This window comes from Duganella dendranthematis, assembly GCF_012849375.1.
Taxonomy (GTDB): Bacteria; Pseudomonadota; Gammaproteobacteria; order Burkholderiales; family Burkholderiaceae_D; genus Rugamonas; species Rugamonas dendranthematis.
In genome coordinates this window covers 2,158,455-2,182,904 of record NZ_CP051684.1, presented here as the reverse complement: position 1 = coordinate 2,182,904, position 24,450 = coordinate 2,158,455, and the positions used below count along the sequence as shown (strand labels likewise).

At 65.1% G+C, this 24,450-nt stretch carries 27 protein-coding genes, 1 pseudogene and 1 riboswitch; of the genes and pseudogenes, 22 read left to right on the top strand and 6 right to left on the bottom strand.

What is annotated here, in order from left to right; all coding sequences use genetic code 11:
* Positions 1-50: 50 nt before the first annotated feature.
* Positions 51-770, bottom strand: coding sequence for a uroporphyrinogen-III C-methyltransferase (gene cobA / locus HH213_RS10005; RefSeq protein ID WP_110845830.1), 720 nt, complete (start codon positions 768-770; stop codon positions 51-53).
* Between the two features lie 83 nt (positions 771-853).
* Positions 854-1,041: riboswitch (cobalamin riboswitch) on the top strand.
* A 118-nt stretch (positions 1,042-1,159) separates the two neighbouring features.
* On the opposite strand from cobA, the pseudogene HH213_RS10000 reads away from it, so the two are divergent.
* The 15 genes and pseudogenes from HH213_RS10000 to ssb form a co-directional block, all read left to right on the top strand.
* Positions 1,160-1,750 (top strand): annotated as a pseudogene (locus HH213_RS10000) (energy-coupling factor ABC transporter permease); the annotation flags it as partial.
* 88 nt (positions 1,751-1,838) lie between these two features.
* Positions 1,839-2,177: an energy-coupling factor ABC transporter substrate-binding protein gene (locus HH213_RS09995; protein ID WP_169112158.1), complete on the top strand. Its 339-nt coding sequence runs from the start codon at positions 1,839-1,841 to the stop codon at positions 2,175-2,177.
* The gene (gene cbiQ / locus HH213_RS30145; RefSeq protein WP_169112157.1) at positions 2,167-2,901 is read left to right on the top strand and encodes a cobalt ECF transporter T component CbiQ; all 735 of its coding nucleotides are present in this window, start codon (positions 2,167-2,169) and stop codon (positions 2,899-2,901) included. The genes HH213_RS09995 and cbiQ overlap by 11 nt, the downstream gene beginning before the upstream one ends.
* Positions 2,898-3,764 carry an energy-coupling factor ABC transporter ATP-binding protein gene (locus HH213_RS09985; protein WP_169112156.1) on the top strand — a complete coding sequence of 289 codons (867 nt, stop codon included), beginning with the start codon at positions 2,898-2,900 and terminating at the stop codon, positions 3,762-3,764. The genes cbiQ and HH213_RS09985 overlap by 4 nt, the downstream gene beginning before the upstream one ends.
* Positions 3,761-4,546, top strand: a complete 786-nt coding sequence (gene cobM, locus HH213_RS09980) for a precorrin-4 C(11)-methyltransferase (RefSeq protein WP_161051485.1) — start codon at positions 3,761-3,763, stop codon at positions 4,544-4,546. The genes HH213_RS09985 and cobM overlap by 4 nt, the downstream gene beginning before the upstream one ends.
* Positions 4,543-5,571 carry a sirohydrochlorin chelatase gene (locus HH213_RS09975; RefSeq protein ID WP_169112155.1) on the top strand — a complete coding sequence of 343 codons (1,029 nt, stop codon included), beginning with the start codon at positions 4,543-4,545 and terminating at the stop codon, positions 5,569-5,571. Before cobM ends, HH213_RS09975 begins: the two co-directional genes overlap by 4 nt.
* Positions 5,568-6,245, top strand: coding sequence for a precorrin-8X methylmutase (locus tag HH213_RS09970; RefSeq protein ID WP_169112154.1), 678 nt, complete (start codon positions 5,568-5,570; stop codon positions 6,243-6,245). Before HH213_RS09975 ends, HH213_RS09970 begins: the two co-directional genes overlap by 4 nt.
* Positions 6,242-7,432: a cobalt-precorrin-5B (C(1))-methyltransferase gene (locus HH213_RS09965; protein WP_169112153.1), complete on the top strand. Its 1,191-nt coding sequence runs from the start codon at positions 6,242-6,244 to the stop codon at positions 7,430-7,432. The genes HH213_RS09970 and HH213_RS09965 overlap by 4 nt, the downstream gene beginning before the upstream one ends.
* A gap of 2 nt (positions 7,433-7,434) precedes the next feature.
* Positions 7,435-8,739, top strand: coding sequence for a precorrin-6y C5,15-methyltransferase (decarboxylating) subunit CbiE (gene cbiE / locus HH213_RS09960; protein WP_169112152.1), 1,305 nt, complete (start codon positions 7,435-7,437; stop codon positions 8,737-8,739).
* Complete coding sequence (gene cobI / locus HH213_RS09955; protein WP_169112151.1) at positions 8,732-9,544, top strand: precorrin-2 C(20)-methyltransferase; 813 nt, start codon at positions 8,732-8,734, stop codon at positions 9,542-9,544. Before cbiE ends, cobI begins: the two co-directional genes overlap by 8 nt.
* Positions 9,541-10,293 (top strand): cobalamin biosynthesis central domain-containing protein, encoded by a 753-nt coding sequence (locus HH213_RS09950; protein WP_174864403.1) that lies wholly within the window; start codon positions 9,541-9,543, stop codon positions 10,291-10,293. The genes cobI and HH213_RS09950 overlap by 4 nt, the downstream gene beginning before the upstream one ends.
* Entirely contained in the window at positions 10,290-10,697 is a 408-nt protein-coding gene (locus HH213_RS09945; RefSeq protein ID WP_169112150.1) for a cobalamin biosynthesis protein, read from the top strand. The genes HH213_RS09950 and HH213_RS09945 overlap by 4 nt, the downstream gene beginning before the upstream one ends.
* Positions 10,694-11,671: a precorrin-3B C(17)-methyltransferase gene (gene cobJ, locus HH213_RS09940; protein ID WP_110845816.1), complete on the top strand. Its 978-nt coding sequence runs from the start codon at positions 10,694-10,696 to the stop codon at positions 11,669-11,671. The genes HH213_RS09945 and cobJ overlap by 4 nt, the downstream gene beginning before the upstream one ends.
* Positions 11,668-12,021, top strand: a complete 354-nt coding sequence (locus HH213_RS09935; RefSeq protein ID WP_110845815.1) for a (2Fe-2S) ferredoxin domain-containing protein — start codon at positions 11,668-11,670, stop codon at positions 12,019-12,021. The genes cobJ and HH213_RS09935 overlap by 4 nt, the downstream gene beginning before the upstream one ends.
* Positions 12,022-12,108: 87 nt before the next feature.
* The gene (ssb, locus tag HH213_RS09930; RefSeq protein ID WP_110845814.1) at positions 12,109-12,627 is read left to right on the top strand and encodes a single-stranded DNA-binding protein; all 519 of its coding nucleotides are present in this window, start codon (positions 12,109-12,111) and stop codon (positions 12,625-12,627) included.
* Between the two features lie 76 nt (positions 12,628-12,703).
* On the opposite strand, the gene HH213_RS09925 is transcribed toward ssb, so the two are convergent.
* The 3 genes from HH213_RS09925 to HH213_RS09915 are packed head-to-tail and all read right to left on the bottom strand — an operon-like array spanning position 12,704 to position 14,628.
* Positions 12,704-13,009 (bottom strand): hypothetical protein, encoded by a 306-nt coding sequence (locus HH213_RS09925; RefSeq protein WP_110845813.1) that lies wholly within the window; start codon positions 13,007-13,009, stop codon positions 12,704-12,706.
* 21 nt (positions 13,010-13,030) lie between these two features.
* Positions 13,031-13,792 (bottom strand): DUF4852 domain-containing protein, encoded by a 762-nt coding sequence (locus HH213_RS09920; protein ID WP_169112149.1) that lies wholly within the window; start codon positions 13,790-13,792, stop codon positions 13,031-13,033.
* A 29-nt stretch (positions 13,793-13,821) separates the two neighbouring features.
* A complete protein-coding gene (locus HH213_RS09915; protein ID WP_169112148.1) occupies positions 13,822-14,628 on the bottom strand; it encodes a hypothetical protein in 807 nt (268 codons plus the stop codon).
* A gap of 187 nt (positions 14,629-14,815) precedes the next feature.
* On the opposite strand from HH213_RS09915, the gene HH213_RS09910 reads away from it, so the two are divergent.
* The 7 genes from HH213_RS09910 to HH213_RS09885 all read left to right on the top strand — a co-directional run bounded on the left by HH213_RS09910 (position 14,816) and on the right by HH213_RS09885 (position 22,906).
* Positions 14,816-15,439, top strand: coding sequence for an RNA polymerase sigma factor (locus HH213_RS09910; protein WP_169112147.1), 624 nt, complete (start codon positions 14,816-14,818; stop codon positions 15,437-15,439).
* Positions 15,432-16,103 carry a hypothetical protein gene (locus HH213_RS09905; protein ID WP_169112146.1) on the top strand — a complete coding sequence of 224 codons (672 nt, stop codon included), beginning with the start codon at positions 15,432-15,434 and terminating at the stop codon, positions 16,101-16,103. Before HH213_RS09910 ends, HH213_RS09905 begins: the two co-directional genes overlap by 8 nt.
* A complete protein-coding gene (locus tag HH213_RS09900) occupies positions 16,103-18,055 on the top strand; it encodes a caspase family protein (RefSeq protein ID WP_169112145.1) in 1,953 nt (650 codons plus the stop codon). Before HH213_RS09905 ends, HH213_RS09900 begins: the two co-directional genes overlap by 1 nt.
* Entirely contained in the window at positions 18,052-19,470 is a 1,419-nt protein-coding gene (locus tag HH213_RS30140; protein WP_229263378.1) for a tetratricopeptide repeat protein, read from the top strand. Before HH213_RS09900 ends, HH213_RS30140 begins: the two co-directional genes overlap by 4 nt.
* Entirely contained in the window at positions 19,434-21,401 is a 1,968-nt protein-coding gene (locus HH213_RS30540) for a CHAT domain-containing protein (protein WP_308494544.1), read from the top strand. Before HH213_RS30140 ends, HH213_RS30540 begins: the two co-directional genes overlap by 37 nt.
* 119 nt (positions 21,402-21,520) lie before the next feature.
* Positions 21,521-22,087 (top strand): carboxymuconolactone decarboxylase family protein, encoded by a 567-nt coding sequence (locus HH213_RS09890; RefSeq protein WP_110845806.1) that lies wholly within the window; start codon positions 21,521-21,523, stop codon positions 22,085-22,087.
* A 36-nt stretch (positions 22,088-22,123) separates the two neighbouring features.
* Positions 22,124-22,906: a 3-hydroxybutyrate dehydrogenase gene (locus tag HH213_RS09885; RefSeq protein WP_161042976.1), complete on the top strand. Its 783-nt coding sequence runs from the start codon at positions 22,124-22,126 to the stop codon at positions 22,904-22,906.
* Here HH213_RS09885 and HH213_RS09880 read toward each other — a convergent pair whose 3' ends face one another.
* Together HH213_RS09880 and HH213_RS09875 are read right to left on the bottom strand one after the other, a co-directional pair.
* Positions 22,907-23,989, bottom strand: a complete 1,083-nt coding sequence (locus tag HH213_RS09880) for a porin (protein ID WP_169112143.1) — start codon at positions 23,987-23,989, stop codon at positions 22,907-22,909.
* Positions 23,990-24,001: 12 nt separating this feature from the next.
* On the bottom strand, positions 24,002-24,319 hold the full coding sequence (locus tag HH213_RS09875) for a CzcE family metal-binding protein (RefSeq protein WP_158288041.1): 318 nt from the start codon (positions 24,317-24,319) through the stop codon (positions 24,002-24,004).
* Positions 24,320-24,450: the final 131 nt, after the last annotated feature.

Sequence of the window (24,450 nt, the reverse complement as noted above, 5' to 3'; positions counted from 1 at the left end):
GCGTGCGCAGGCTAACACTGTACATAATACCAGTATTCTCTTGCGCCGTTTCAACTTGCCTGATGCGAACGTTGCTGCAGCGCTTCGCCGATCATCACCAGCACCGGACCCTGCGCGGCATCCAGCCCGTTGGCCAGACCGTCCAGCGTCAGGCGCAGGATGCGCTGGTCAGCGCGGCTGCAATTTTCCACCACCACCACCGGTAGATCGGGCCGGCGGCCCTCGGCCAGCAGACGCGCGGCGGTCGCGGCTGCTTCCCGGCCACCCATGTATTGCACCAGAGTATCGGTTTCCGGCAGCGCGGGATGGTCCGGCTCGTCCGGTGCGGTGCTGGAGGTGAAGAAGGCGACGCTGCGGGCCACGCCGCGGCGGGTCAGCGGCTGTTTGGTGACGGCGGCGGCGGCCAGCGCGGTGGTGATGCCGGGCACGATTTCGACTTCGATGCCTTCCGCTTCCAGCGCGCGCAACTCTTCGTCGGCGCGCCCGAACAGCATCGGGTCACCGCCCTTGAGACGCACCACCAGTTGATATTGCCGCGCGCATTCCACCAGTTGCTGGTTGATCAGCGTTTGCGCGGTCGAGCGCTGGCCGGAGCGCTTGCCGACCGAAATCAGCGTGGCCTGCGCACACAGGGCCAGCATTTCAGGCGTGACCAGTGCGTCGTACAGCACCACGTCGGCCTGCGCCAGCAGACGCGCACCGCGCACGGTGATCAGGTCATCCGCTCCCGGCCCTGCTCCGATCAAATAGACTTTCCCCAGCGCTGCCATACATTCCCTTTTTGACGATTCAGGATGAATGATACCGGCTGCGGGGCGGTTTGGGTTTAGCTTGGCACGCGTCCGGCGGCTAGTGTAAGATGCGACCCTTGGGTGCGCCATTTGTTGTAAAGGCGTTAAACGGGAAACCGGTGTAAATCCGGTGCAGCCCCCGCTGCTGTAAGCCAGACGACTCCGTCTACACGTCACTGCCGTCACACGCGGGAAGACACGGAGAAGGATGAAGGCGAGCCAGAATACCGGCCCAAAAAGTCCAGCACCATTCCCCGGGGTCACGGGAAGCCGCTGTCGACCCCGGCCGCCTGTCCCACGCCCCTCGTCGACCGTCCTCTCTGCTCCCGCCTTGGTGTCCATCCAGCCCATTCGACGGGAGGTTTCGAATGCACATCATGGAAGGCTTTTTGCCGCCAGCGCACGCGCTCGGCTGGGCAGCCGTTTCCTTACCTTTTCTGGCCTGGGGCCTGCGCGCCATCGGCCGCGACCTGCAGGCGCATCCCGAACGCCGCATGCTGCTTGGCGTGGCGGCGGCGTTCGCGTTTCTGCTGTCCGCGCTCAAGCTGCCGTCGGTGACGGGCAGCTGTTCGCATCCGACCGGGGTGGGCCTCGGCGCGGCGCTGTTTGGCCCGGTGGCGATGGTGCCGGTAGGCTTTGTGGTGCTGTTGTTCCAGGCGCTGTTGATGGCGCACGGCGGCCTGACCACACTCGGCGCCAATGTGTTTTCGATGGCGATTGTGGGGCCGTTCGTGTCGTACGGCGTGCTGCGCGCGGTGGCGGCGATGGGCTTTTCACGCTCGGTGGCGGTGTTCATGGCGGCCAGCCTGGGCGATCTGGCGACGTATGTGACCACGTCGGTACAACTGGCGCTGGCGTTTCCGGCGGCGGTGGGCGGGTTTAGCGTGTCGTTCTTCAAATTTGCCGGCATCTTTGCGTTGACGCAGGTGCCGATCGCCATCAGCGAAGGTTTGCTGACGGTGCTGGTGGTGAACGCCATGGTGCGTTTCAACGCGCACGAACTGCGTTCGCTGCCGGTGATGATGCTGGGCGCCCGGAAGGGGGCGCATGAAGGCCCGTACGGTGCTGGTATGGCTGGCCATCGTGGCGCTAACGGTGCTGCCTTTGTGGCTGGTAAGCGCGCCGCCGGCCAATCCGGGCGGGGAAGCGCCGGCGCTGTTTGCCGGTGCGGACGACCGCGCGCAGCGCGCCATCGGCGATATCGCACCGGGCTACAAGCCGTGGTTTGCGCCGGTATTCGAACCGGCCAGTGATGAAATCGCGTCGCTGCTGTTCGCGCTGCAAGCTGCCATCGGCGCGGGCGTGATCGGCTTCTGGCTCGGCCTCTCCGTCGCCCGCGAACGCGTTTCGAAGGCCGCATCGGCGCAGGATCAACGTGCTGATTGAATCGTCGGCTTACGCCAGCCGCTGGCGCGATGTGGCGCCTGCGGCCAAGGCGCTGTTTGCGCTGGCGGGCTTTGTCGCGGCGTGGCTGGCGCGCAGTCCGGTCGCATTCGCCGTGCTGACGGCCATGCTGGTGCTGGCCGCGCTGCTCGGCGCGCGCGTGCAGCTGCGCAGCTACATCGCGGTCGCGCTGCCGCCGCTCGGCTTCCTGCTGCTGTCCTGCCTGACAATGCTGTTTGGCCCGGACGCTAACGGCCATTGGAACCTCACGACCACCATGCTGCCGACCATCGAGCATTTGGCGCTGCGCTCGTTCGCCATGCTGGCCGCCATGCTCGGCCTCGTGCTGACCACTCCATTGCCTGACCTGCTCGCGCTGCTGCGCAAGCTGCGCACACCGGAACTGCTGCTCGATCTGATGGTCCTGTGCTACCGCATGCTGTTCGTCATGCGCCAGGCGTGGGACGAAAGCATCACCGCGCAAACCGCGCGTCTCGGCTATCGCAACTGGCGCCAGGCCTGGCGCTCCACCGGGCTGCTGGCCGGCCAGATGGCGATTCAGGTATGGCAACGCGCCGCCGCCCTGCAAACTGCCGCGGATGCCCGCGTCTACCAAGGCACGTTGCGCTTCCTGCCCGCTGCCTATCCGCAAGCTGGCCGCCAAATTACCTTTTCCGTGTTGGCTGGCGCGCTGATGCTGGCCATCGCCTTGGGAGACCGCCTGTGAGCGCGCCGCTGCTGGAACTGCGAGCCGTCAGCCACGTTTACCCCGACGGCAGCGCGGGCCTGGACGACTGCACGCTGACGCTGCACCGAGGCCGCCGCTACGCCCTGCTGGGCACCAATGGCGCCGGCAAGACCACCGTGCTGCAACATCTGAACGGCCTGCTGCGTCCCACCGCTGGCACGCTGCGCCAGAGAGGCCAACCGTTCGACTACAGCCGCAAAGGCCTGACCGCGCTGCGCACCCGCGTCGGCCTGGTGTTCCAGAACCCGGACCGCCAGCTGTTCTCCGCGCTGGTGGAAGAAGACGTCTCTTTTGGCCCGCTCAATCTTGGCCTCCACGAGTACGAAGTGCGCCACCGCGTCGCCACCGCACTGGATGCGGTAGGCCTGCGCAGCCACGCGCGCCGCGCCGTCCACCAACTGAGTTTCGGCCAGAAAAAACGCGTCTGCATCGCCGGCGTGCTGGCGATGGAACCCGACGTGCTGCTGCTGGACGAGCCGATGGCAGGCCTCGACGCCCCCATGCAAACCGAATTGACAGCACTGCTGGACCGTCTGGCCGCACGCGGCGTCACCATCCTGCTGTCCACCCACGACATCGACTTCGCGCTGCGCTGGGCCGACGACATCCACGTGATGGCGGCCGGCCGCTGCATCGCCTCCGGCCCCGCGCAGCAACTAGCCGCGCAGACCGACGTGCTGCAAGCGGCCGGCCAGCGTCCACCGGCCGCACTGGCGCTGCACGCGGAACTGGTGGCCCTCGGCGTGCTGCCGCCAGGCCCGGCGCCCCGCAGCGTCGACGCCCTGCTCGATACCTTAAGCACGCTGCGCGCACTCAAACAATCAGGAGTAATCACTGCATGACCACCCTTGGAAAAATCTGGTTCGTCGGCGCCGGTCCCGGCGACCCGGAACTCATCACCGTCAAAGGTCAGAAGCTGCTGTCGCAGGCTGGCGCGGTGCTGTTTGCAGGATCGCTCGTCGACCACGCCGTCACGCTGTACGCACCGCCCGGCTGCGCCATCCGCGACTCCAAGGACATGACGCTGGAAGACATGACCGCATGGTTGATCGATCAGGCCAGCCGGCACGCCACCGTGGTGCGCTTGCAGACCGGCGACCCGGCGCTGTACGGCGCGCTGATCGAACTGGCGCGTCCACTGACCGACGCCGGCATCGAATGGTCGGTGGTGCCGGGCGTATCGTCGGCGATGGCGTCGATGGCCGCCGCCGGCGAATCCATGACGCTGCCCGAAGTGACGCAAACCGTCATCCTCACCCGCGTGGAAGGTCGCACGCCGATGCCGGAGGGCGAAGACCTCGCCAGCCTGGCAGCGCACCGCACCACCATCTGTATCTTCCTGTCGATCACTCTGATGCACAAGGTGGAAACCGCATTGCGCGCCGCCGGCTGGGCCGAGGATGCGCCGATGCTGGTGGTGCACAAGGCCAGCTGGCCTGGCGAACAAAAAATCGTCCGCGGCACGCTGGCCGATATCAAACAGAAGTGCCGGGAGGCCGGCATTGCGAGCCAGGCGATGATCGTCGCCAGTCCGACGCTGGGCGCGCTGCACTGGGAAACCCTGGCGCGCTCCAAGTTGTATGACCCTACATTTACCCATCGTTTCAGAAAGGCGAGCGCATGAACCAAGTTTCCAAGGACACGATCCTGATTGTCGGCCACGGTTCCCGCGAGGACTCCGGTAACCAGGAGATTCGTGAATTCACGGAGCAGTGGCGCGCGCGGCGTCCGGATTGGCGCATTGAGTTGTGCTTCATCGAGTTTGCGCCGCCGGAGATGAATGCCGCCTTGCTGAGCGCCGCGCGCAGTTCGCGCCGCGTGCTGGTGGTGCCGCTGATCCTGAACGCGGCCGGTCACGTGAAGATGGAGATTCCGGAAGCGATCGAGCAGGCGCGCCTGGCTTGCCCGCAAACCGAGATTCTGCTGGCGCCGCACCTGACCGCGTGCGATCCGATCCTGGCGATCCTCAAGCGCCGTCTGCGCAAGGCCATGAACGCGCTGGACATGCCGGATCCAACCACCACCGGCGTGGTGGTGCTGGGCCGTGGCTCGTCCGACCGTGGCGCCAATGGCGAAATGGCCAAGATGGCGCGCTGGTTGCTGGAAGAAGGCGATCATGAACTGGTTGACCTGGCGTTCACCGGCATTACCTGGCCGCGCCTGGAGAAGGTGGTGCAGCGCCACGTGCTGCTGGGTATGCGCCAGATTGTGGTGCTGCCGTATTACCTGTACACCGGCACGCTGATGCAGCGCATTCACCGTCAGGTGGAACATCTGCGCGGGCAGTATCCGCAGGTGCGCTTTGCTTGCAGTGAGCATTTCGGCTTTGAGAAAGAGATCTTTGAGTTGATGGACCAGCGAGTGGAAGATCTGCGCGCCGGCGTGCCGGATAGCCGCCTGCCTTGCGATGGTTGTACCTACCGCGTCATCGCCCATGACCTGGGTCACGGCCACTCGCACGCGCATACGCACGATCATGCACCGCATGACCACGCGTCAGGCCAGGAGCACGCACACGAGGATCACGCCCATGCACACGGCGACCACGCGCATGACCACGACCACGATCATGCGCATCATGACCATGCACATGACCATGATCATGGCCACGATCACCCACACGCCAAGCCTGAAAGCCATCCAGCATGAGCACCGTGAACACCGTCACCGAGCAGCTAACGCGCGCCGGCCAGGTTATTGAGCACGACAGCTTCGCCATCATCGACGCCGAAGTCGGCCCGCACACGTACACCGAAGGTCAATGGCCCATCGTGCGGCGCATGATCCACGCCAACGCCGATTTCGATTTCAACGGCCTGACCGACTTCCATGCAGACGCAGTGGAAGCTGGCGTCCAGGCTATGCTAAAAGGCGGCACACCAGTCGTTGCCGACGTTGAAATGATCTGCTCCGGCCTGTCGCAACCGCGCCTCGGCCACTTCGACATGAAGCCCCACCAGTTCATCAGCGACCCGGATGTCATCGAAACCGCCAAGGCCGAAGACACCACGCGCGCCGTGCAGGCGATGCGCAAGGCGCACCGTCTCGGCCTGCTGGACAACGCCATCATCGGCATCGGCAACGCCCCTACCGCTTTGATCGAAGTGGTACGCCTGATCCGCGAAGAAGGCGTGAAGCCCGCGCTGGTGGTCGGCATGCCGGTGGGCTTCGTCTCCGCCGCCGAATCCAAAGACCTGATGGCCGAACTGACCGACGTGCCGTGGATCGTCATCCGTGGCCGCAAAGGTGGCTCCACGCTGGTGGTGGCAACGCTGCACGCGCTGCTGTCGCTGGCCGAAGCACGCCAGAAGGCCACGCCATGAAGGAAAAAACGGCTGCCGAACGTGGCACCCGTACCGGTTTCACCACCGGCGCCTGTTCTGCCGCTGCGGCGCGCGCGGCGGTGCTGGGACTCGTCCATGGCAAGGTGCCGGAAGAAATCGAAAGCCTGCTGCCCAACGGCAGCCGGGTGACGTTCGCCATCCATGACGGCAGCTGCGGCGATGGCCGCGCGCACGCCATGGTCGTCAAGTTTGCCGGCGACGATCCCGATTGTACCGACGGCGCGCACATGACAGTCGATCTGCGCCTGCTGCCCGGTGAAGCCGGCGTGGTCTCGTACGTGGCCGGCGATGGCGTCGGCACCGTCACCATGAAAGGCCTCGGCCTGGAGGTGGGCGGTCCGGCCATCAATCCAGTCCCGCGCAAAAACATCGCCGACAACTTGCGCGAAGCCGCGCCGGCGCTGCTGGCGGAACACGGCATCGAAGTCACCATCAGCGTACCGGACGGCCAGGTGATGGCCAAGAAAACCACCAATGCCCGCTTGGGCATTTTGGGTGGCATCAGCATCCTCGGCACCACCGGCATCGTCAAGCCGTATTCCACCGCCGCCTGGCGCGCGAGTGTGGTGCAGGGTGTGCAGGTGGCCGCCACCGCCGGCTACAACCTGGTCGCACTGACTACGGGAGGACGCACCGAAACCTTCGCCATGACCACGCTGCGCGCCGAACGTCCCGAACTGCCGTCCGCCTGCTTTGTGCAGATGGGCGACTTCCTGCGCTATGCGCTCGATGAAGTGGTCGCGCAAGGCATCGAGCTGGTGGTGATGGCGGTCATGGTTGGCAAACTAACCAAGATCGCGCAGGGCGAAACCATCACCCACGCCAATCGCAGCGAGGTTGATACCGACCTGGTGGCGGAAATCGCCCGCCGCATCGGCGCCACAGAAGAAGACTGCGCCGCCATGGCCGCCGCCGAAACCGCGCGCTTTGGCGCAGAGCTGATGGTGGAACGCGGCCTGGGCGACGCCTTCCACCACGCACTGGCGCAAGCCGCCATCGACACGTTGACCGCGCCAGACCGCTATGGCCGCGCGTTCCAGCTGCGCGTGCTGGTGTGCGATTTCAGTGGCGTGCAGGTAGCGGATGTCTGGTCCGCGCCTGCCGAACCGCACGAACGTCCCGCCAGCGCTGGCCGCACCGGCGTCGATCACTTACCGGAAACCTAAGAATGGAAATCAAAGATCCCAATCCCTGCCGCGTCATCGGCGTGCTAGATGACGGTGTCGCCAGCCTGAACGCCACCGCGCTCGCCTTGCTGCGCAGTGCTGATGTGATCATCGGCGGCGCGCGCACGCTGGCGCTGCTGGAACGCGAATTCAAAACCGGCTCGGTGCGTCACGACCTCACCGGCAAACTGAAAGAAGTGCCGGAGTGGGTCCGCGCCGCGCGGGCCGACAACCTGGCCTGCGTGGTGCTGGCCACCGGCGACCCGCTATGCCATGGCATTGCACCGTATCTGGCGCAGCACCTGTGCGTGGAAGCGCTGGATATCCTGCCCAACCTGTCGACCTTGCAGCTGGCCTGCGCGCGCATAGGCCTGGCGTGGCAGGATGCGCGCATCGTCTCGGTGCACGCCAAGGATGCCGGCGAGTGGCAGCGTGGCGCCAAGCCGGGTCACGGTCTGTACGCGCTGGCGCAAGCCACGCGCCAGCATGCGCGCCTGCTGATCCTGACCAGCCCCGATAACTCGCCCGACCGCATCGCGCGCCTGCTGGTGGCGGAAGGACTCGGCGACGACTTCCTGATGGCGGTGGCGGAAAACCTGCTGCAACCGGAAGAGCGCGTGCTGGCCGAACTGACGCCGCAGCAAGCGGCCGAGATGACGTTCGCCGCGCTCAACGTGGTGCTGCTGTGGCGCATAACGCCAGCCGCGCGACCGGTGCGATTCGGCTTGGCCGACACGGAGTTTGCGCAACGCCAGCCGGAGAAGGGTCTGATCACCAAGCAGGAAGTCCGCGCCGTCAGCCTGGCGCGCCTGCAACTGCATGCGGACAGCGTGGTGTGGGACATCGGCGCCGGTTCCGGCTCGGTGGGGCTGGAGGCGGCGCGTCTTTGCCCGCAAGGCCACGTCTACGCGATTGAAAAGAACGACGCCGATTTCGGCATCGCCGGACAGAATCACGCGGCCTTCGGCATCAGCAACTACAGCCTGCATCTTGGCAAAGCGCCGGAGCAGCTGGACACTTGGCCCGATCCGGACGCTGTCTTCATCGGTGGCTCCGGCGGCGAACTGGCGGGACTCATCGCCGGCACCATCGCGCGTCTGCGTCCCAACGGCACGCTGGTGATGAACTTCGTCACGCTGGAAAACCTCGCCACCGCCACCGCCACGCTGCAAGCGATGGAAGGCGTCAGCTGGGACGTGCTGCAACTGCAAGCCTCGCGCAGCAAGCCTATCCTGCACATGCACCGCATGGCGGCCGAGAATCCGGTATGGATCGTCTGCGCGCGCCGGGAGGCCAATAATGACTGATCAAGCGACTAAGCCCGGCACCTTATGGGGCATCTCGCTCGGCCCCGGCGACCCTGGCCTGATCACGCGCGCCGCGTGGGAAGCGCTTCAACGCCGCGACACCATCTGGGTCTACCCGGCACGCAGCGGCAAGACGCCCAGCTACGCCTTCGATATCGTGGTGCGCTCCGGCGTCACCCCGCCCGATCATCACACGCAACTGCTGTTCCCGATGACGCATGACGGCGAAAAGCTTGGCCGCGCATGGCTGCGCGCCGCCGACACCGTGTTGCCCTGGCTGCGCGAAGGCCGCGACGTGCTGTTCCTGGTGGAAGGCGACGCCAGTACTTACGCCACCTTCGGCCACCTGGCCCGCACCGTCAACGCCATCGACCCGCAGGTGCCGGTGCAGATCATCGCCGGCGTCAACTCTTTCACCGCCGCCTGCGCCAAGGTGCCGGTGCCGTTCTCTGAGCAGGACGACACGGTCGCCATCGTGCCGGCAGCCTACGGCGTTAGCGCGGTGGACCGCCTGCTGCCGGACTTTGACACGCTGATCCTGATGAAGGTAAAACCCATCCTCGACGAATTGATCGACTGGATGCAACGCCGCGACTTGCTGGACGGCGCGCACTTCATCGAACGCGTCGGCGCGCCGGACGAACGCCGGTTCAGCGGCAACGACATCCTCACGCTGCGCGGCACCAAAGTCAGCTACCTGTCGCTGCTCATCATCAAACATCCGCACCGCATTCGCGGTGAACGCATCAAGGGCTGCCTGCGCAAGGATGGCCCACAACCTCACTCCCTGGAGACCACTGCATGAGCACCATCATCAATCAGCCGGCACCGCGCGTATGCCTGGTCGCCATCACCAAGCACGGCGCCGCACAAGCCGCGCGTCTGGCCGTCGACCTGCCGGAAGCGGATATCTGCACCTCGGCCAAATTCGCCGCCACGTTCGCGGAAGCCAGCAACACCGTGCGCGCCTACGACGGCGCACTGCGCGACGAAATCGGCCCGCTGTTTGCCGGCTATGACCAGATCATCTTCTTCGTCTCACTGGGCGCCGTGGTGCGCCTGATCGCGCCGCACCTGCGCAGCAAGGACGAAGACCCAGGCATCATCGTGGTGGACGACGCCGGCCAGTACGTGATTCCGGTGTTGTCCGGCCACGTCGGCGGCGCCAATGAGTGGAGCGAGCGTATTGCCGACCTGCTGGGCGCCGCGCCGGTGCTGACCACCGCCTCCGACGTCGGCCGCACCATTCCGGTCGATATCCTGGGACGCCACCTGGGCTGGAAGGTGGAAGCGCCGAAGATCAACATCACGCGCGTGTCCGCCCACGTGGTCAACGGCGAACCAATCGCCTTCGTGCAGGAAGCCGGCAGCCCGGATTGGTGGACCCGTCCGACGCCGCTGCCGGAGAACATCCACCGCTTCACCAGCTTTGACGAGGTGCCGCTGGACCGCTACGCCGCGCTGCTGTGGGTGACGCACGCCGAGGTGCCGGCCGAACGCTGGACTGCGCTGACCGAACGCCTGGTGGTCTACCGCCCGCCGCAGGACGCATGAGCCCAGCATTCACCATAGGCCTCGGCTGCGACCGCGGCGTGCTGCTGGAGACCGTGCGCGAAGCCGTGCATGCCGCGCTGGCCGCCGCCGGCGCGCAGCCGCAGCAAGTGGTGGCCGCCGCCAGCATCACGCTGAAGAAGGACGAAGTGGCGCTGCTGGCGCTGGCCGAGGAAAACGGCTGGCCGCTGCACTTCTTCGAAGCCGAACAACTGGCCGCAGTCGACGTGCCGCATCCATCCGAGACCGTGCGCAAGTACACCGGTACGCCATCGGTCAGCGAAGCGGCGGCGCTGCTGGCCGCCGGGCCGAATACGCCGATGACCGCGCTGGTCGTCGAAAAACATAAACACAAAGGGACGGACGGCCGCAACGCCACCGTCTCTATCGCAAGGAAAACACCATGAGTGGAGCAGGAAAAATCATGCTGGTGGGGATTGGCCCCGGCAGCGTAGAACACATGACGCAGCGCGCGCGCGACGCCATCGCCGAAGCGGATGTGGTGATCGGCTACGTCACCTACATCAAGCTGGTGGCCGATCTGATCGAAGGCAAGGAGATCATCCGCAAGTCGATGACCGAAGAGCTGGACCGCGCCATCAGCGCGCTGGAAGCGGCGCGCGCCGGCAAGAAGGTGGCGCTGATTTCCTCGGGCGATGCGGGCGTCTACGGCATGGCCGGTCCGACCTATGAAGTGTTGTTCCAGTCCGGCTGGACGCCGGACGATCCGGTGCAGGTGGAAATCATCCCCGGCGCCTCGGCGCTGAACAGCTGCGCCGCGCTGGTTGGCGCGCCGCTGACGCACGATTTCTGCGCGATCTCGCTGTCCGACCTGCTGACGCCGTGGCCGACCATCGCCCGCCGGCTGGACGCTGTGGCCATGGCCGATTTCGTGGTCGCGCTGTACAACCCGAAGAGCGGCCGCCGCACGCGCCAGATCGTCGAAGCGCAGCGCCTGTTCCTGCGCCATCGCCGCCCGGACACCCCGGTGGCTATCGTCAAGAGCGGTTACCGCCGCCGCCAGAACATCGTCTTCACCACGCTCGATTCGATGGCCGAAGCCGACATCGGCATGCTCAGCACGGTCCTGATCGGCAACAGCAACACCTTCGTGCGCCACGGCCTGATGGTGACGCCGCGCGGCTACGCCAACAAGTACGATATGGAAGAGGGCGGCGCCACGCGCGAAGGCGAGAAGGCAGGCCGTTCGCTGTCGACCGGCCTGCTGGGCTGGCTGGAAACGCTGCAGGCCGAACACGCGGCCGGCGACAGCATCGAGACGCTGGCCGCGCGCCACCGCCTGCCGGCCGACTATATCCGCGACACGTTGAATGAACCGGTGGAGGCCGAAGCCGCCGCCAGCGAGGAGAGCGAAGCATGAGTGACGCCGTCATCAAGCCGAAAATCGGCAATTACTACCGCCACATCCTGATCTGCACCGGCCCGCGCTGCGCCCAGGACGGCGCCTCGCAGGCGCTGTTCGACAGTCTGGGCGACAAGTTCAAGGCCGCCGGGCTGAACGAAGGCGAGTTGCGCGTCAAGCGCAGCCGGGTCAGCTGCTTTGCCGCCTGCAAGGGTGGTCCGATCATGTGCGTGCAGCCGGACGGCACCTGGTATTACAACGTCACGCCGGAAAATATGGACCGCATCATCGACGACCACCTGTGCAACGGCAAGCCGGTGGAAGAGCTGGTATTTCACCAGGCGGGCAACACGGATTTTGAGCGATAACAAAATCACTGCGCTCGGATTCTAGGGTTCAAAGTCAAAAGTGAGATAAACTTCTAGTTTGGTCGAACACATTGGAGTTTTAATAAAATGGCATCAGTCAACAAAGTCATCATCGTCGGCAATCTGGGTCGCGATCCTGAAATTCGCTACATGCCTAGCGGTGATGCGATCGCCAACATCGCCGTGGCGACCTCGTATAAATCGAAAGACCGTAACACCGGTGAGCAGAAAGAGCTGACCGAGTGGCACCGTATTTCGTTCTTCGGCCGTCTGGCGGAAATCGTCGGCCAGTACCTGAAAAAAGGTTCGTCGGTCTACGTCGAAGGCCGTCTGCAGACCCGTAAGTACACCGATAAAGATGGCGTAGAGAAATACGCAACCGACATCATCGCGGAAAACATGCAGATGCTGGGTGGCCGCGCAGGTGGCGGCGACGCCGGCATGGACGATGGCAACAGCTACGGCGGTGGCGGTGGCTACGAAGCCCCACCACAGCGCCAGGCTCCGGCCCCGCGCCCGCAGATGGCGGCCCCGGCGCCAGCACCACGCCCAGCCCCGCGTCCAGCACCGAACTTCTCGGACATGGATGATGATATTCCGTTCTAAAGCAGCTTAGCTTTGGAAAATACAAATCCCCATAACTCGTTGAAGTTATGGGGATTTTTTACAATTTAGGGCCGGATCATTTGCAGACGTAGGCCTTGCCGATCCATTCGCTGGTCATGCTGGTGCCTTGCTGCGACCACACCACGTCGGTGGCTTTCAGTCGCACGGCTTCGTTCATGGCTTTGGCCTTGGCGTTCTTGGTGCCGATGCCGGCGCTCAGACCGACAAATACCGAGTCGGAACCGTAGACCGGTCCGGCCAGCTTGCACGACTTCACTTCGCTGTCGTTGACTTCGCGGAGGTTGTTGGGCGTGACGGTGGTGCAGGCGGTCAGGACTGCCAGGCTGCCGAGGCAGGCCAGTACGCGTTTGATGTTGTTCATGATTTCTTTCCGTCAGCGTGATTATTGAGCGGCCTGGCTGGCCAGTACGTTGCCTTTTTTGTCGACCAGCTCGACCTTGAGGATCTGCGCCTGCACCACTTTCTTGCTGACGTCGGCGTCCTGTACATAGCCGTACACCACCAGGTGCATGGACTCGTACTTGCTGCGTAAGCCTTCGATCACGCGCGCCTTGTCTTCTTCCGGCACGTTGAGATAGCGGAAGCTGGCACCGTTGTTGAAACCGATCTTGTAGCTGCTGTTGTCACCAAAGTAGCGGTACGATCCTTTCTCCCACACCGACGAATCGAGCGGGAAGCCTTTTTTCTCGAAGTCGTATTTCTGCACCGGGCTAGGGATGTCCAGCTTGACGTAGCGCTGCTGCGCCGCCTGCGCCACGCCGGCATCGATCTTCAGTTTCAGCGCTTTCAGCAGGTCGTTCTTCTTGAACTCGTCGGAGGCGGTGGCGTAGTCGCGCGAGTAGCTGGTCGCCACTTCGTTGTAGTCGATCGGCATGCCGGCCACGCCGAGGTAGGCGAACATCAGCTGGTTGCCGCTTTCGATGTCGGTGTAGCTGCTGGCCGGCGTGTTCGGATCGCCTTTCGGCAGGGCGGCGCGCGCTTGTTCCTTGGCTTGTTCGGCCATGACGGCGGGTTTGGCGGCGTCGGCCAGATTCGGCTTGGCGTCGGCGCCGGCCGGTGCGGTGGTGGTCTTGTCGCCGCAAGCGGCCAGCAGGGCCAGCGTCAGCAGGCTGGCGGCAGGGAGGAGACGGAATGAGTGGCGCATGGTGTTTCCTTGATCAAGTAGAAGTGGGTTCAAGCCTTGGCGGCGAGGAATTGGATGGCGCTGCGGCCAGCCAGGTACAGGCTGGCGGCCAGCGACAGGTAGCCGCCGATGCCGACGGAGATGGCGCGCATGGCTTCGCGCAGCATTTCGTTGCCGATGTTTTCGGCCATGCGCCCGCCCTGGCCGCCGCCGAACATGCTGGCGGCGCCTTGCGCCTGCTTCAGGCTGTCGCTGATGCCGAGGTAGACCATCAGTGCTACCAGCAGCATGAAGGCCAAGGGCAGCAGGCCGCCCAGGTGCGCCCGCTTGTCCTTCCAGACTTGCGGCGCCAGCGGGGCGATCAGGGCGACGATGCACAGGAAGGCGTAGATGCCGCCGCCAGCGCCGCCGCCGGCGTCGCTAAAGCTGGTCATCAGCGTGGCGGGCGAGTTGAGCACGCCGAGGATTTTCCAGAAGGACAGTCCAACGCGGTAGCTGGACGAGATCTGGATCGCGATGGTGTTGAGGAAGAACCAGCCGGCTACCAGTGCCGCCATGGCGACCAGGGTCGGCACGCCGAAGCGCGCGGTCAGGCCGGCAGCCAGTTCGCCGCCCTTAGCCTTGGCGGCTTGCATCGCCAGCTCCGCCTGTTCCTTGGCCAGTTGGGTGTCGGCCACCGGGATCACCGTGCGCAAGGCGCCGGAATCATCCAGGTCGGCTTCGACCACCAGGCCGACCTTGGGCGGCGTGTCCGATTTCCAGTGGGCTTCCAGCGTGAATGGATGCTGCACGCCGTCGATACTCAGCAGACCGGGGCCGGCGTTGGTGTCCCGCAAAATCTTGCCGCGTTTTTTCATGATGCTGTTTCTCCTCTCCAGTTTCAGTGCCGCACACGCAGCCTGTCGCGGTGTTATTCGTAGGGCTGGAGAGCACGGTTCAAATTATTTTTTGTTTTTTGTATGTTGCCAAAAGATGATGATCTGACCCTATAATGTTTCTCATGATTACCAATCCCAGCGTCATAAAATTTCGTCGGAGGCCCGCTTGAGTACGCCCACGCTGGCGCCCAGCGAGCTGCTGGCGGCCATGGCCGGTGGCGACCAGCGCGCGCTCGATGCGCTGTATCGCGGCTGGTCGCGCAAGGTGCGGGTGTTTGCCCATGCCAGGCTGCTGCGTTGTGGATTGGATGCGGACGCCATCGCCGACGAAGTTACGGTCGATGTGTTTCATGATTTGTGGCGAGCGCCGCTGCGTTACGACGGTCGTATTGAATTCGCCAGCTGGCTGCTCACGCTGACGCGCAACAAGACGGTCGATCAGATTCGTCGCCACGGCAAGCGTCAGGCGGCGGAAGTGCTGCTCGATGAAGAGGGTGAGCTGGAGCAGGCGGCCGCCACCCACTTGGAGATGATGGCGCCGAGTCCGATGGTGTTGCAGGAGAATGCGCAGCGCCGCTCGGCGGTGCTGAATTGCTTGCGCCGGCTGCGCAATCCGCTGCAGCGCGAGAGCCTGACGTTGTGGGCATTGGAAGATATGTCGGTGGTCGAGATCGCCCGCATTCAAGGGACGGTGGAGGGGACCGTCAAGAGCCGGCTGTTCCATGGCCGGCTCAATTTGCGCCAGTGCCTGGAGCGCTGGTTTGTACAGGAAGGTGGCCGTCATGGATGAGCAACAACGTTTGCTGGAGCGCTTGCCCGATTACCTCACCGGTCACGTCACCGGCGAGGATGCGGAGCGTATCGCGGCGTTGCTGGCCAGTGATCCGGCATGGCAGGCGCAGGCCGCCATGCTGGATGATGTGCGCGGCGCTGTCGCGGCGCAGATCGCGGCCATGGACAGCGATACCGGGCTGGATGAACTGCATCGCCGCATCGCTGCCGCGCCGGCAGTCGAGGCCCCTACCGCCGCGCCGCCACAGCCGCAGCGTCCGGCCAGCCCGTCACGCAGCGCCTGGTGGCAGCGGCTGTTTGATCTGCGCCTGATGCCGCAGTTCACGCCGGCCATTGTGGCGTCGCTGGTGGCGGTGTGTGCGGTGCAGGGCTGGATGCTGGGCCACGCGCCGGACACCGATGTGGCCTGGCGCGACGCGCCACTCAACGTCGCCGCCCCAGCCGCCAACGTGCAGGTGCGCTTCGCCGCCGACGCCAGTCTGGCGCAGGTCGAGGCGGCGCTGCTGCAAGCGCATGCCCGCATCGTCAGTGGTCCGCAAGGCGGACAGCGCTATCTGCTGCAAGCCGAGGACGCCGCCGCTGCGCTGGCGCAACTGCGGACCAACGTCGTGGTGGCCGAAGCTAGCGTGATTCCACTCGCACCGGCGGCGCCGCAACCCTGATGCGTGGCCGGCTGCTCGTCTTGTTGTTGGCCGCTGCCGCTGGCATCGGCGCACCAGCGGCGGCAGCCGAGCGCTACGCGCTGCTGGTCGGCGTTTCGGCCATGCCGGCCTTGCCGCGCAGCGCCTGGTTGAACGGGCCGCGTTACGACGTGCCGGCCATGCGCAGCGCGCTGCTGGCGCAAGGCTTCTCCGCTACCCATATCATCAGCCTGGCCGACGGTGTCGACGGCGCGGCAGCACCGACCCGCAGCGCCATCCTCACCCAGTTGACGCAACTCGGCAAAACGCTACGGCCGGACGATGTGCTGGTGCTCTACTGGTCGGGCCACGGCTTGCTGATGCCGGGACAGCCGGGCGTGTGGCAAACACCATCCGGCCAGCAAGTGCATCTGTTGACGCGTGACGCCCGCATCGATGCGCATAACCGGCAGCTGTCGGGCAGCATCAGCAGTGCCGACATCGGCCGCGCTATCGACACGCTGGCGGCGCGCCAGGTGCAGGTGGTGGCGCTGTTTGACAGTTGCTACGCGGCCGGCAGCACGCGCGGTGATCCCGGCCTGGCGTGGCGCGGTCTGTCCAGCGCGGCGCTGGGATGGGCGCCACGGCCGGCCAGTCTGGGCGGTCGGCGTCCGGCCAGTGAGCGTGCAGACATGCCGCCGCCGGACAGCGCGGCCACGCCGCATGAACGGCCATTGTTCATTGGCTTCTTTGCCGCCGAGCCGCAGCAGCGCAGCGCCGAAGCGCTCAGCAGCGACTATGCCGGCCAGGCCCGCGGCATCTTCACGCGCGCGCTGATCGCCGGTTTGGGCGATAGTCCTGCCAGCTATCTGGCCTGGGCCAGCGCCACCAACCAGCACTATCGCGAGGCGCTGGACGCTCGGCAGCTGCCGGCCAGTGCCCGGCCGTCGCCGGTGTATGCCGGCACGCTGGAGCAGGCCTTGTGGACGGCGGCCGGTGCGCCGGTGCTGTGGCCGGTGCGGCAGGATGGACGCGGCTGGTATGTGCCCTATGGCCGTCTTGATGGCTTGCAGGCGGGCGATCTATTGCAGCGTGGCGCCAGCACCTGGCGCATCACCGACGTCAACTGGGGCGAGGCACGGCTGGCCGTCACCGACAGCACGGCAGCAGCCGGCGACGGCGCTAGCAGGTTGCTGGCCAACACCACACTTGACGGCGGCAGCACCGGCCTGCAACGCACCGGCACGATGCCGGCTGGCGGCTGGGCTAGCCGGCTGCCGGCCAACACAGCGGCTGCCAGCGCCGCGCCTGTCGGTACGTCCGCTGGCGCATCTACGGTTGCCGTCCTCGGCCGGCAGGGCGGCGCACGCACGGTCAGCGTTACGCTGCCCGGTCGCGGCGCGGTACGCTTGCGGGTAGCAGACAAGGAACTGCCGGCCCTGCGTGCGCGCGCCGCCAGCCTCGCCGCCTTGCTGGCGCTGCCATCGACCGCCGCCGCCGCGCCGCTGCTGCAAGCCCGCATCGAGATTCAGGCGCCTGGTCAGGCCGCCATCAGCTTGCCGTTTGCCGACCGTGACCTTGGCCTGCTGACGCCTGGCACGCGTTTGCGCGTGGTCGTCGAGAACGGTGGTGAGGATTCGGTCGATGCCGGGATTGTGCATCTGCCCTTGAGCGGCCCGGCCACCCGCGTGTTTCCGCCGTTTGAAGGCGACAGCAACCGTCTGCCGCCCGGCACGCCGATCCAGATCAGCCGCTTTGAGCGCGAGTTCGAGGTGACGGCGCAGGGTGCGGCCGGCGCGCCGGAATGGCTGGCGCTGGTGGCCGCGCCAGCTGCCAGTGGCGCCATGCCGCGCCGTTTCGCGTTGCTCGATGCCTTGCGCAACAACCTTGCCGCACCGGCCGAGCGTGGCGCTTCGCTGGCGGCCGGGCACAATCCAGATCAAGCGCAGGTAGCGCGCGTCAGCTGGCGCGTGGCGACAGGAGGCGGGCAATGAAGCGAAGCTTACTGGCATGGGCCGCGTGGCTGTGTGTGGCGGCTGCCGGATCGCCGGTCGTGGCGCAGACGCCGGCGGTGGCGCCCGGTGCGGGCGCCGCCAGCGGTAGTTGCCAGCCCGCTGCTGACGAATTGTTGGCGATTGGCGACAAGGCGTTCGGGGAAGAGCGCTATCAGGATGCCATTCCATCCTTCGAGGAAGCGCTGCGCCTGTGCCGCGCGGCCGGCGATGTACGCGGCGTCTCGGCGGCCTTATTGGAGTATGGCCAGACGGTCCATCACCTGAACCGCTATGCGGACAGCGAAGCGGCCTTGCTGGAAGGCTGGGCGTTGCGCCAGAAGATCGACAGCAGCGCCACCCCGGATGGCGATCCCGATCGCGAAGGTGTGCATTATCCCGCCGAGTTGATGTATCTGTACCGCCAGTCCAGCCGTTTCGACCTGGCCTGGCAGTGGGGCGAAATAGCACTACGCGTCAAGGCGAAGTCGGAGGGCACGCGCACCAGTTCTTATGGCACCTTACTGTCCAACCTGTCCGGCATCACGCTGATGACGCGCGACTATGCGCGCGGCCTGGTCTACGCCAAGGAGGCGATGGATATCTGGGAGCATACCTCCGGCACCGACAGCACCGACCACGCCTGGGGCATGCGCGACGTCGGCGTGCTGCTGCTCCGCCAGGGCAAGCAACAAGAGGCCTACTACTATCTGGAGCGCGCTTACCGTATCCGTCTGGCCGCTTTCGGCCAGGACCGCACTGAAACGCAGACCAGCACGCAGGATATGGCGGCGTGGTACACCGAAACCGGCAACGATGCGGCGGCACTGACCTTCGCCGAACAGGGGCTGGCCAGCGCGGTGCGGCGTTTCGGTCCCGAGTCGGTGAATTCCACGTATGCGCTGGCGCGCGTATCGGCCATTCACCTGCGGCTGGGCGAGGCGGCAAAGGCAGCCAGCGAGGCGGAACAGGTACTGCGCATCCGTCGCGCAACCTTGGGCGAACACCATGCACAAACCATCAGCGCCTGGCAGGACGTGGCGAGTGCGCAGCTGGCGAATAATCGTCTGGGCCGCTCGGCGGCTGCGGCGCAGGCGGGATTTGACGCTTGCCGCGCGATGCCGGGCGGGATTGCCGCTTCGTGCGTATGGCTTCAGCTGGCCCATGCCAAGGCGCTGCTGGCGCTAGGGCAGGCGCAGCCGGCGCTGGAGGAGGCCGAACGTGCCGCCGCCGTAGCCCGGGCCGCGCAGGGGAGTTGGGCGGTGATGAGCGCGTCGCCGCCATGCTGCGAGCGCAGGCGCTGCTGGCGCTGGGACGCTACGAGCAAGCCGAGAGCACACTGGCCGAGTTGGCGCAGCGCGTGGCGGCGTTACCTGATCCGATGGCCAATGGCCAGACTGAAGTGGATCTGGCGCTGAACGCGGTACGTGCCGAACGGGTTGGCATCAATGCGCAAGCCTTGTCTGAGCTGGCAGAACGTGTTGGCGTGCTGGCGCAGCAGTTGGCTGGACAGCGTGGTCTGTCGCATCCCACTTATGCCAATGCGCTGCTGGATGCCGCCGCGTTGAATGCACGCGTGCCGGATCTGGCGCTGGCGCGTCAGCAAAGCGCGCGCGCCATGGCGATTGGTCTGGCTAATCGCGCTACGTTGTTGCAGGCGCGTGCCGCTGCGCAGTTGAGCGTGCTCGATGACGGCAATCAGGCGGTGTTTCTTGGTAAGCAGGCGGTGAATGCCTTGCAGTTAGCGCGTGAGAATATCACTGGCTTGCCGGTTGAGCAGCAGCACAGTTTTGTGCAACTGAAGCAGGTAGCGTATCAGCAATTGGTTGATCGCTTGCTGGACCGGCGACGTATCGGCGAAGCGGAAAGCGTGCTGGCGATGGTGGAGGAAAATGAATTCCACGATCTGGTGCGCGGCGCCGACACCAGCGCCGATGGCCGGCAGGACGCCCGCATTGCGCGTCTTGGTTTCGACGGCGTGGATCAGTCGGCGCAGCAGCAGTTCACGGCGCGTACGCACGCATTGGAGCAAGCCGCCCAAGCGCTGGCGAAGGCACGGGAACAGCAGGCGCAGGGCAGCGCAGGCAGCGCGGCGGAGCTGGCGACGGCGCAGGCTGACATGCTGCGTGTATTGGACGAGGCGACGGCGGCGTGGAGCGCGCCGAGTGCCGCCGCCTCGCCCATTCCGGCAACATCGCCGACTGCTTCTTCGTCCACCGCGTCGGCTGCGGTGCCGGATGTCGTGCCGCTGACCACCGTGACACGCGCGGCCCTGCCGGTGGGGCGGTTGCAACTGACTTATCTGGTGAGCGAACGCCGCTTGCGCATCGTGGTTCAGCACGACAACGTGGCGCGCGTGGTGACGCTGGAGGTCAATGAGGCTGCGTTGGCGCGGGAAATTGCCACGCTGCGGCGGCTGGCGCAAGATCCGGGCAAAGATCCGCGTCCGCAGGCGCAGCGTTTGTACAACCAGCTGCTGGCGCCTGTGGCGCAGGAGTTGGCGCAGGCGCGCAGCCTGAACTTGTCGCTGAACGGCGTGCTGCGCTACCTGCCGTTCGCCATGCTGCATGATGGACGTCATTGGCTGGTGGAGCGCTTGCCGCTTCAGGTCGCCGGCGGCGCCGACTCGAACGACGTGCCGACTGCAATCAACGCCCCGACGCGCACGCATTCGGTCGCGCTGTTCGGCCAGAGCCAGGCCACCGACGATCTGCCGGCCCTGCCGTACGTGGCGCGTGAGTTGCAGGCGGTGAGCGCCACCGAACGCGCCGGCCATATTCCCAGCCAAACTTTTCTGGACGCCAGCTTTACCGCCGCCACCCTGGAGCAGGCGCTGCAACGCGACAGCATGGTCCACATCGCCAGCCACTTCGTGCTGCGCTCGGGCCGCGATGACGGTTCCTACCTGCTGCTTGGCAACGGTCAACGTCTCAGCCTGGCGGAACTGGCGCAGCCGCGCTTCCGCTTCACCGGCCTGGACCTGCTGACCCTGTCGGCCTGCGAAACGGCGGTGCCGGCCGGCGTCGACGCCACCGGCCGTGAACTGGCCAGCCTGGCCTGGCTGGCGCGCGAACGCGGCGCGCGCAACGTGCTGGCCAGCCTGTGGCGTGTGTCGGACCGCTCCACCGCCACGTTGATGACCGACTTCTACCAGGCACTGGGACGCGGCGTTAGCAAGCCGGAGGCCTTGCGCCAGGCACAGTTGCGACAGATCGCCAGCGCAACGGCAACCGGCGCCGGACGTGCACGCGGCCTGAAACCGATCGATGTACCGGCGTCGGCAATTATGCCGGCCGGCACGCACAGCCACCCGTTCTACTGGGCCGGATTCACCATGCTGGGCAACTGAAAAACCATCAGCCGGATACCACGCCATATCTTTGGATAGGGGCCTCAACCGAACGCCTGATTCATCATTAAACTGACAGAATCACTCCCGAGGTCACCCACCATTTACGCGAGGAAAGCATGCGATTGCCACTGATTCCCCCATCTGAACTGAGCACCGAGCAAAAATCCCTGTACGACAGCATGCGCAAAGGCATCGCCAGCAACTTCAATGCGTTCCAGGTGGAACGTGAAGACGGCGCCCTGATGGGCCCGTGGAATCCATGGCTGCACGAGCCGGCTATCGGCAAGGCGATCTGGGATCTGACGCTGGCCATGACAGCCAACGCCGTTCTGCCCGATAACGTGCGGCAGATCGCCATCCTGGTGGTCGGCGCGCGTTACGACGCCGCCTACGAGCTGTACGCCCACGTGGCGGTGGCTGAAAAAGAGGGGATGTCGGCCGAGCGCCTGGCGGCGCTGGTGGCGGACCTGAAGCCCACCGACTTGTCGAAGGAGGAAAATGTCGCCTTCGATTTCTCGTATGCACTGAGCCGTGGCGGGGTCTTGCCGGAGCCGCTGTACCGGCTGGCCATCGCCACCTTCGGTCAACATGGCACGAATGAGTTAATCTATCTGGTCGGCCTGTATGCGCTGGTCTCGACCACGTTGAATGGTTTCAACGTGCCGGTGCCGGAACGCGAATAAACGAGTCTTCCCTAACATCTCTTTTGAAGGAACATCATGAGTATTCAAGACAAAGTTGCTGTTGTTACCGGCGCCGCCAGCGGCATCGGCAAGGAAATCGCCACGGTATTTTTCAAGAACGGCGCCAAGGTCGTCATCGCCGACCTGAACCTGGCATCGGCGCAGGCGGCCGCCAAGGAACTCGATCCGTCGGGCGAACGCGTGATCGCGGTGGCGATGGATGTCACCAATGAAGAGCAGGTCGACGCCGGTATCGCCGATGCGGCCGCCAAGCTCGGCGGCATTGACGTACTGGTGTCCAACGCCGGCATCCAGATCGTTGCCCCTGTTGACACCTTCGCGTTCTCGGACTGGAAGAAGATGCTGGCGATTCACCTCGACGGCGCCTTCCTGACCACCCGCGCCTGCCTGCGCCTGATGTACGAGCAGAAACGCGGCGGCAGCATCATCTACATGGGTTCGGTGCACTCGAAGGAAGCGTCGAAGCTGAAAGCCCCGTACGTGACCGCCAAGCACGGCCTGGTCGGCCTGTGCAAGACCGTGGCCAAGGAAGGCGCCGCCCACGGCGTGCGCGCCAACGTCATCTGCCCGGGCTTCGTGCGCACCCCGCTGGTGGAAAAACAAATCCCCGAGCAAGCCAAGGAACTAGGCATCACGGAAGATGAAGTGGTCAAGAATGTGATGCTGAAGGAAACCGTCGACGGCGAATTCACCACCGTCGACGATGTCGCGCAAACCGCGCTGTTCCTGGCAGGCTTCCCGACCAATGCGCTGACCGGTCAATCGATCGTGGTCAGCCACGGCTGGTTCATGCAGTAATCAGAACGAGTGCCGCACGCCCAGGTTGAAGGCGGCATTGCCGCTGCCAGCCTCGGTGTCGTTGCCCACCGTGTAGCCAGCACCGTTGCGGTTGTTGATCTTGGCGTAGGCCAGATAGGTGCTGGTACGACGTGACCACGCATACGAATAACCAAGCGCCAGCTGGCTGGCGTCCTGATGCCATTGACGGTTATCCTTGTGCAGATAGGACGTCATCACCGTGCCGCGCGCACCCACCGGAATGGTGGCGCCGATCAGCAGATCGCGGCTGTCGGTAGTCGGCTTGGGCGCATCCTTGTAACCGTAGGCGTTGGCCACCGGCAGCACCGCGCTGTTGAAGCCCTTGTCCTGGCCGAACGCAAAGAACGCTTTCACGATATGAAAATCGTAGTTGGCGACGAATAGCGCGTTGTGGCCCAGGTCATGCGATACCGTCGCGGCGCCTGGCACCACGCTGTCGCTGTTGCGGTTGTTGTAGACCAGGCGCGCGTTCAGGTCGCCATTGCTGTAAGCCAGCGCCGCGCCGTACTGGCGGCCGGCCGACTGGTCGCCCTGCTGTTCACCCAGGCTGTAGGTCGCTTCGCCGGAAAAACCGTACAGCGATGGCGTTGCGTAGGCGATGGTGTTGCTGGTGCGCGTGTTCGGGCCGGCCAGCGGGAACAGGTTCTTGGCGCTGCCCGCATAGCCCAGGCCGAACGGATCACCGACTTCGCCCAGGGCCTTGTACATGGCGGTCTTCTGGCGGCCCAGGGTCAGCATGCCGTAATCGCGGCTGTTCAGTCCCACCAGCGCCTGCCGGTTGGCGATGGAACCAGCGACATCGGATTCGCCGGTGTCCACCTTGACGCCGGACTCCAGGATAAACAGCGCACTCAGTCCGCCACCCAGATCTTCGGTGCCTTTAAAGCCCAGGCGCGAGGCAGAACCGACGCCGCTGGTCACCTTGTCCAGGTTGCCCGCCGCGCCGCCGCGTTCGGCCACCACGCCGGCGTCGATGATGCCGTAGATCTGCACGTTCGATTGCGCCTGCGCGCCGGCGGCGATGGCGCCCAGCGCCACCACGCCGAATAACTTCTTCTTCATCGGCGCCCTCGCTTAGCCGCGGTACAGCGGATTGCTGGCGACGTAGACTTCAATCGCGCCTGCATCGAAGCCGGCCGGCGCAATCTTCTTCAAATCCACTTCGGTCACGTTCGGATAGGTGTCGACGTGCCAGGTGAAGCTTTTGCCTTGCTGGACGAACTGCACGGTTTCGCCGTTCGTCACATTGACATATTTGGTGCCGGCGTCGAGGTTGATGACGCGGTCGCTGTAACTGTTGCCGACCAATTGGCCGTAATCGGCGGCATGCGCAGCGCTGAGGGCGGCGGTGGCGATGGTCAGGGCAAACAGGGTGTTTTTCAGGGTGTTCATGGCATGGCTCCTTTGCGTTGAGAATGGAGCCAGTGTAGAGAACGGCCGCTGACACCAGCATGACGCCGGCATTACAAATTCATGACGCGATCATTGCAGAAAAATGGCAGCGAAAATGACCGAATTGTCAT

Bases quoted from the DNA above. Each gene is read 5' to 3' on its own strand.
- HH213_RS09900 (WP_169112145.1), top strand. From the start codon at position 16,103: ATGCGTGGCCGGCTGCTCGTCTTGTTGTTGGCCGCTGCCGCTGGCATC.
- HH213_RS09885 (WP_161042976.1), top strand. From the start codon at position 22,124: ATGAGTATTCAAGACAAAGTTGCTGTTGTTACCGGCGCCGCCAGCGGC.
- HH213_RS09915 (WP_169112148.1), bottom strand. From the start codon at position 14,628: ATGAAAAAACGCGGCAAGATTTTGCGGGACACCAACGCCGGCCCCGGT.
- HH213_RS30140 (WP_229263378.1), top strand. From the start codon at position 18,052: ATGAAGCGAAGCTTACTGGCATGGGCCGCGTGGCTGTGTGTGGCGGCT.
- cobM (WP_161051485.1), top strand. From the start codon at position 3,761: ATGACCACCCTTGGAAAAATCTGGTTCGTCGGCGCCGGTCCCGGCGAC.
- HH213_RS09950 (WP_174864403.1), top strand. From the start codon at position 9,541: ATGAGCACCATCATCAATCAGCCGGCACCGCGCGTATGCCTGGTCGCC.
- HH213_RS09880 (WP_169112143.1), bottom strand. From the start codon at position 23,989: ATGAAGAAGAAGTTATTCGGCGTGGTGGCGCTGGGCGCCATCGCCGCC.
- HH213_RS09965 (WP_169112153.1), top strand. From the start codon at position 6,242: ATGAAGGAAAAAACGGCTGCCGAACGTGGCACCCGTACCGGTTTCACC.
- HH213_RS09975 (WP_169112155.1), top strand. From the start codon at position 4,543: ATGAACCAAGTTTCCAAGGACACGATCCTGATTGTCGGCCACGGTTCC.
- HH213_RS09970 (WP_169112154.1), top strand. From the start codon at position 5,568: ATGAGCACCGTGAACACCGTCACCGAGCAGCTAACGCGCGCCGGCCAG.
- HH213_RS09935 (WP_110845815.1), top strand. From the start codon at position 11,668: ATGAGTGACGCCGTCATCAAGCCGAAAATCGGCAATTACTACCGCCAC.
- HH213_RS09945 (WP_169112150.1), top strand. From the start codon at position 10,290: ATGAGCCCAGCATTCACCATAGGCCTCGGCTGCGACCGCGGCGTGCTG.
- HH213_RS09905 (WP_169112146.1), top strand. From the start codon at position 15,432: ATGGATGAGCAACAACGTTTGCTGGAGCGCTTGCCCGATTACCTCACC.
- cbiE (WP_169112152.1), top strand. From the start codon at position 7,435: ATGGAAATCAAAGATCCCAATCCCTGCCGCGTCATCGGCGTGCTAGAT.
- HH213_RS09875 (WP_158288041.1), bottom strand. From the start codon at position 24,319: ATGAACACCCTGAAAAACACCCTGTTTGCCCTGACCATCGCCACCGCC.
- cobJ (WP_110845816.1), top strand. From the start codon at position 10,694: ATGAGTGGAGCAGGAAAAATCATGCTGGTGGGGATTGGCCCCGGCAGC.
- HH213_RS09995 (WP_169112158.1), top strand. From the start codon at position 1,839: ATGAAGGCCCGTACGGTGCTGGTATGGCTGGCCATCGTGGCGCTAACG.
- HH213_RS09925 (WP_110845813.1), bottom strand. From the start codon at position 13,009: ATGAACAACATCAAACGCGTACTGGCCTGCCTCGGCAGCCTGGCAGTC.
- ssb (WP_110845814.1), top strand. From the start codon at position 12,109: ATGGCATCAGTCAACAAAGTCATCATCGTCGGCAATCTGGGTCGCGAT.
- cobA (WP_110845830.1), bottom strand. From the start codon at position 770: ATGGCAGCGCTGGGGAAAGTCTATTTGATCGGAGCAGGGCCGGGAGCG.
- HH213_RS09920 (WP_169112149.1), bottom strand. From the start codon at position 13,792: ATGCGCCACTCATTCCGTCTCCTCCCTGCCGCCAGCCTGCTGACGCTG.
- HH213_RS30540 (WP_308494544.1), top strand. From the start codon at position 19,434: ATGGCCAATGGCCAGACTGAAGTGGATCTGGCGCTGAACGCGGTACGT.
- HH213_RS09890 (WP_110845806.1), top strand. From the start codon at position 21,521: ATGCGATTGCCACTGATTCCCCCATCTGAACTGAGCACCGAGCAAAAA.
- cobI (WP_169112151.1), top strand. From the start codon at position 8,732: ATGACTGATCAAGCGACTAAGCCCGGCACCTTATGGGGCATCTCGCTC.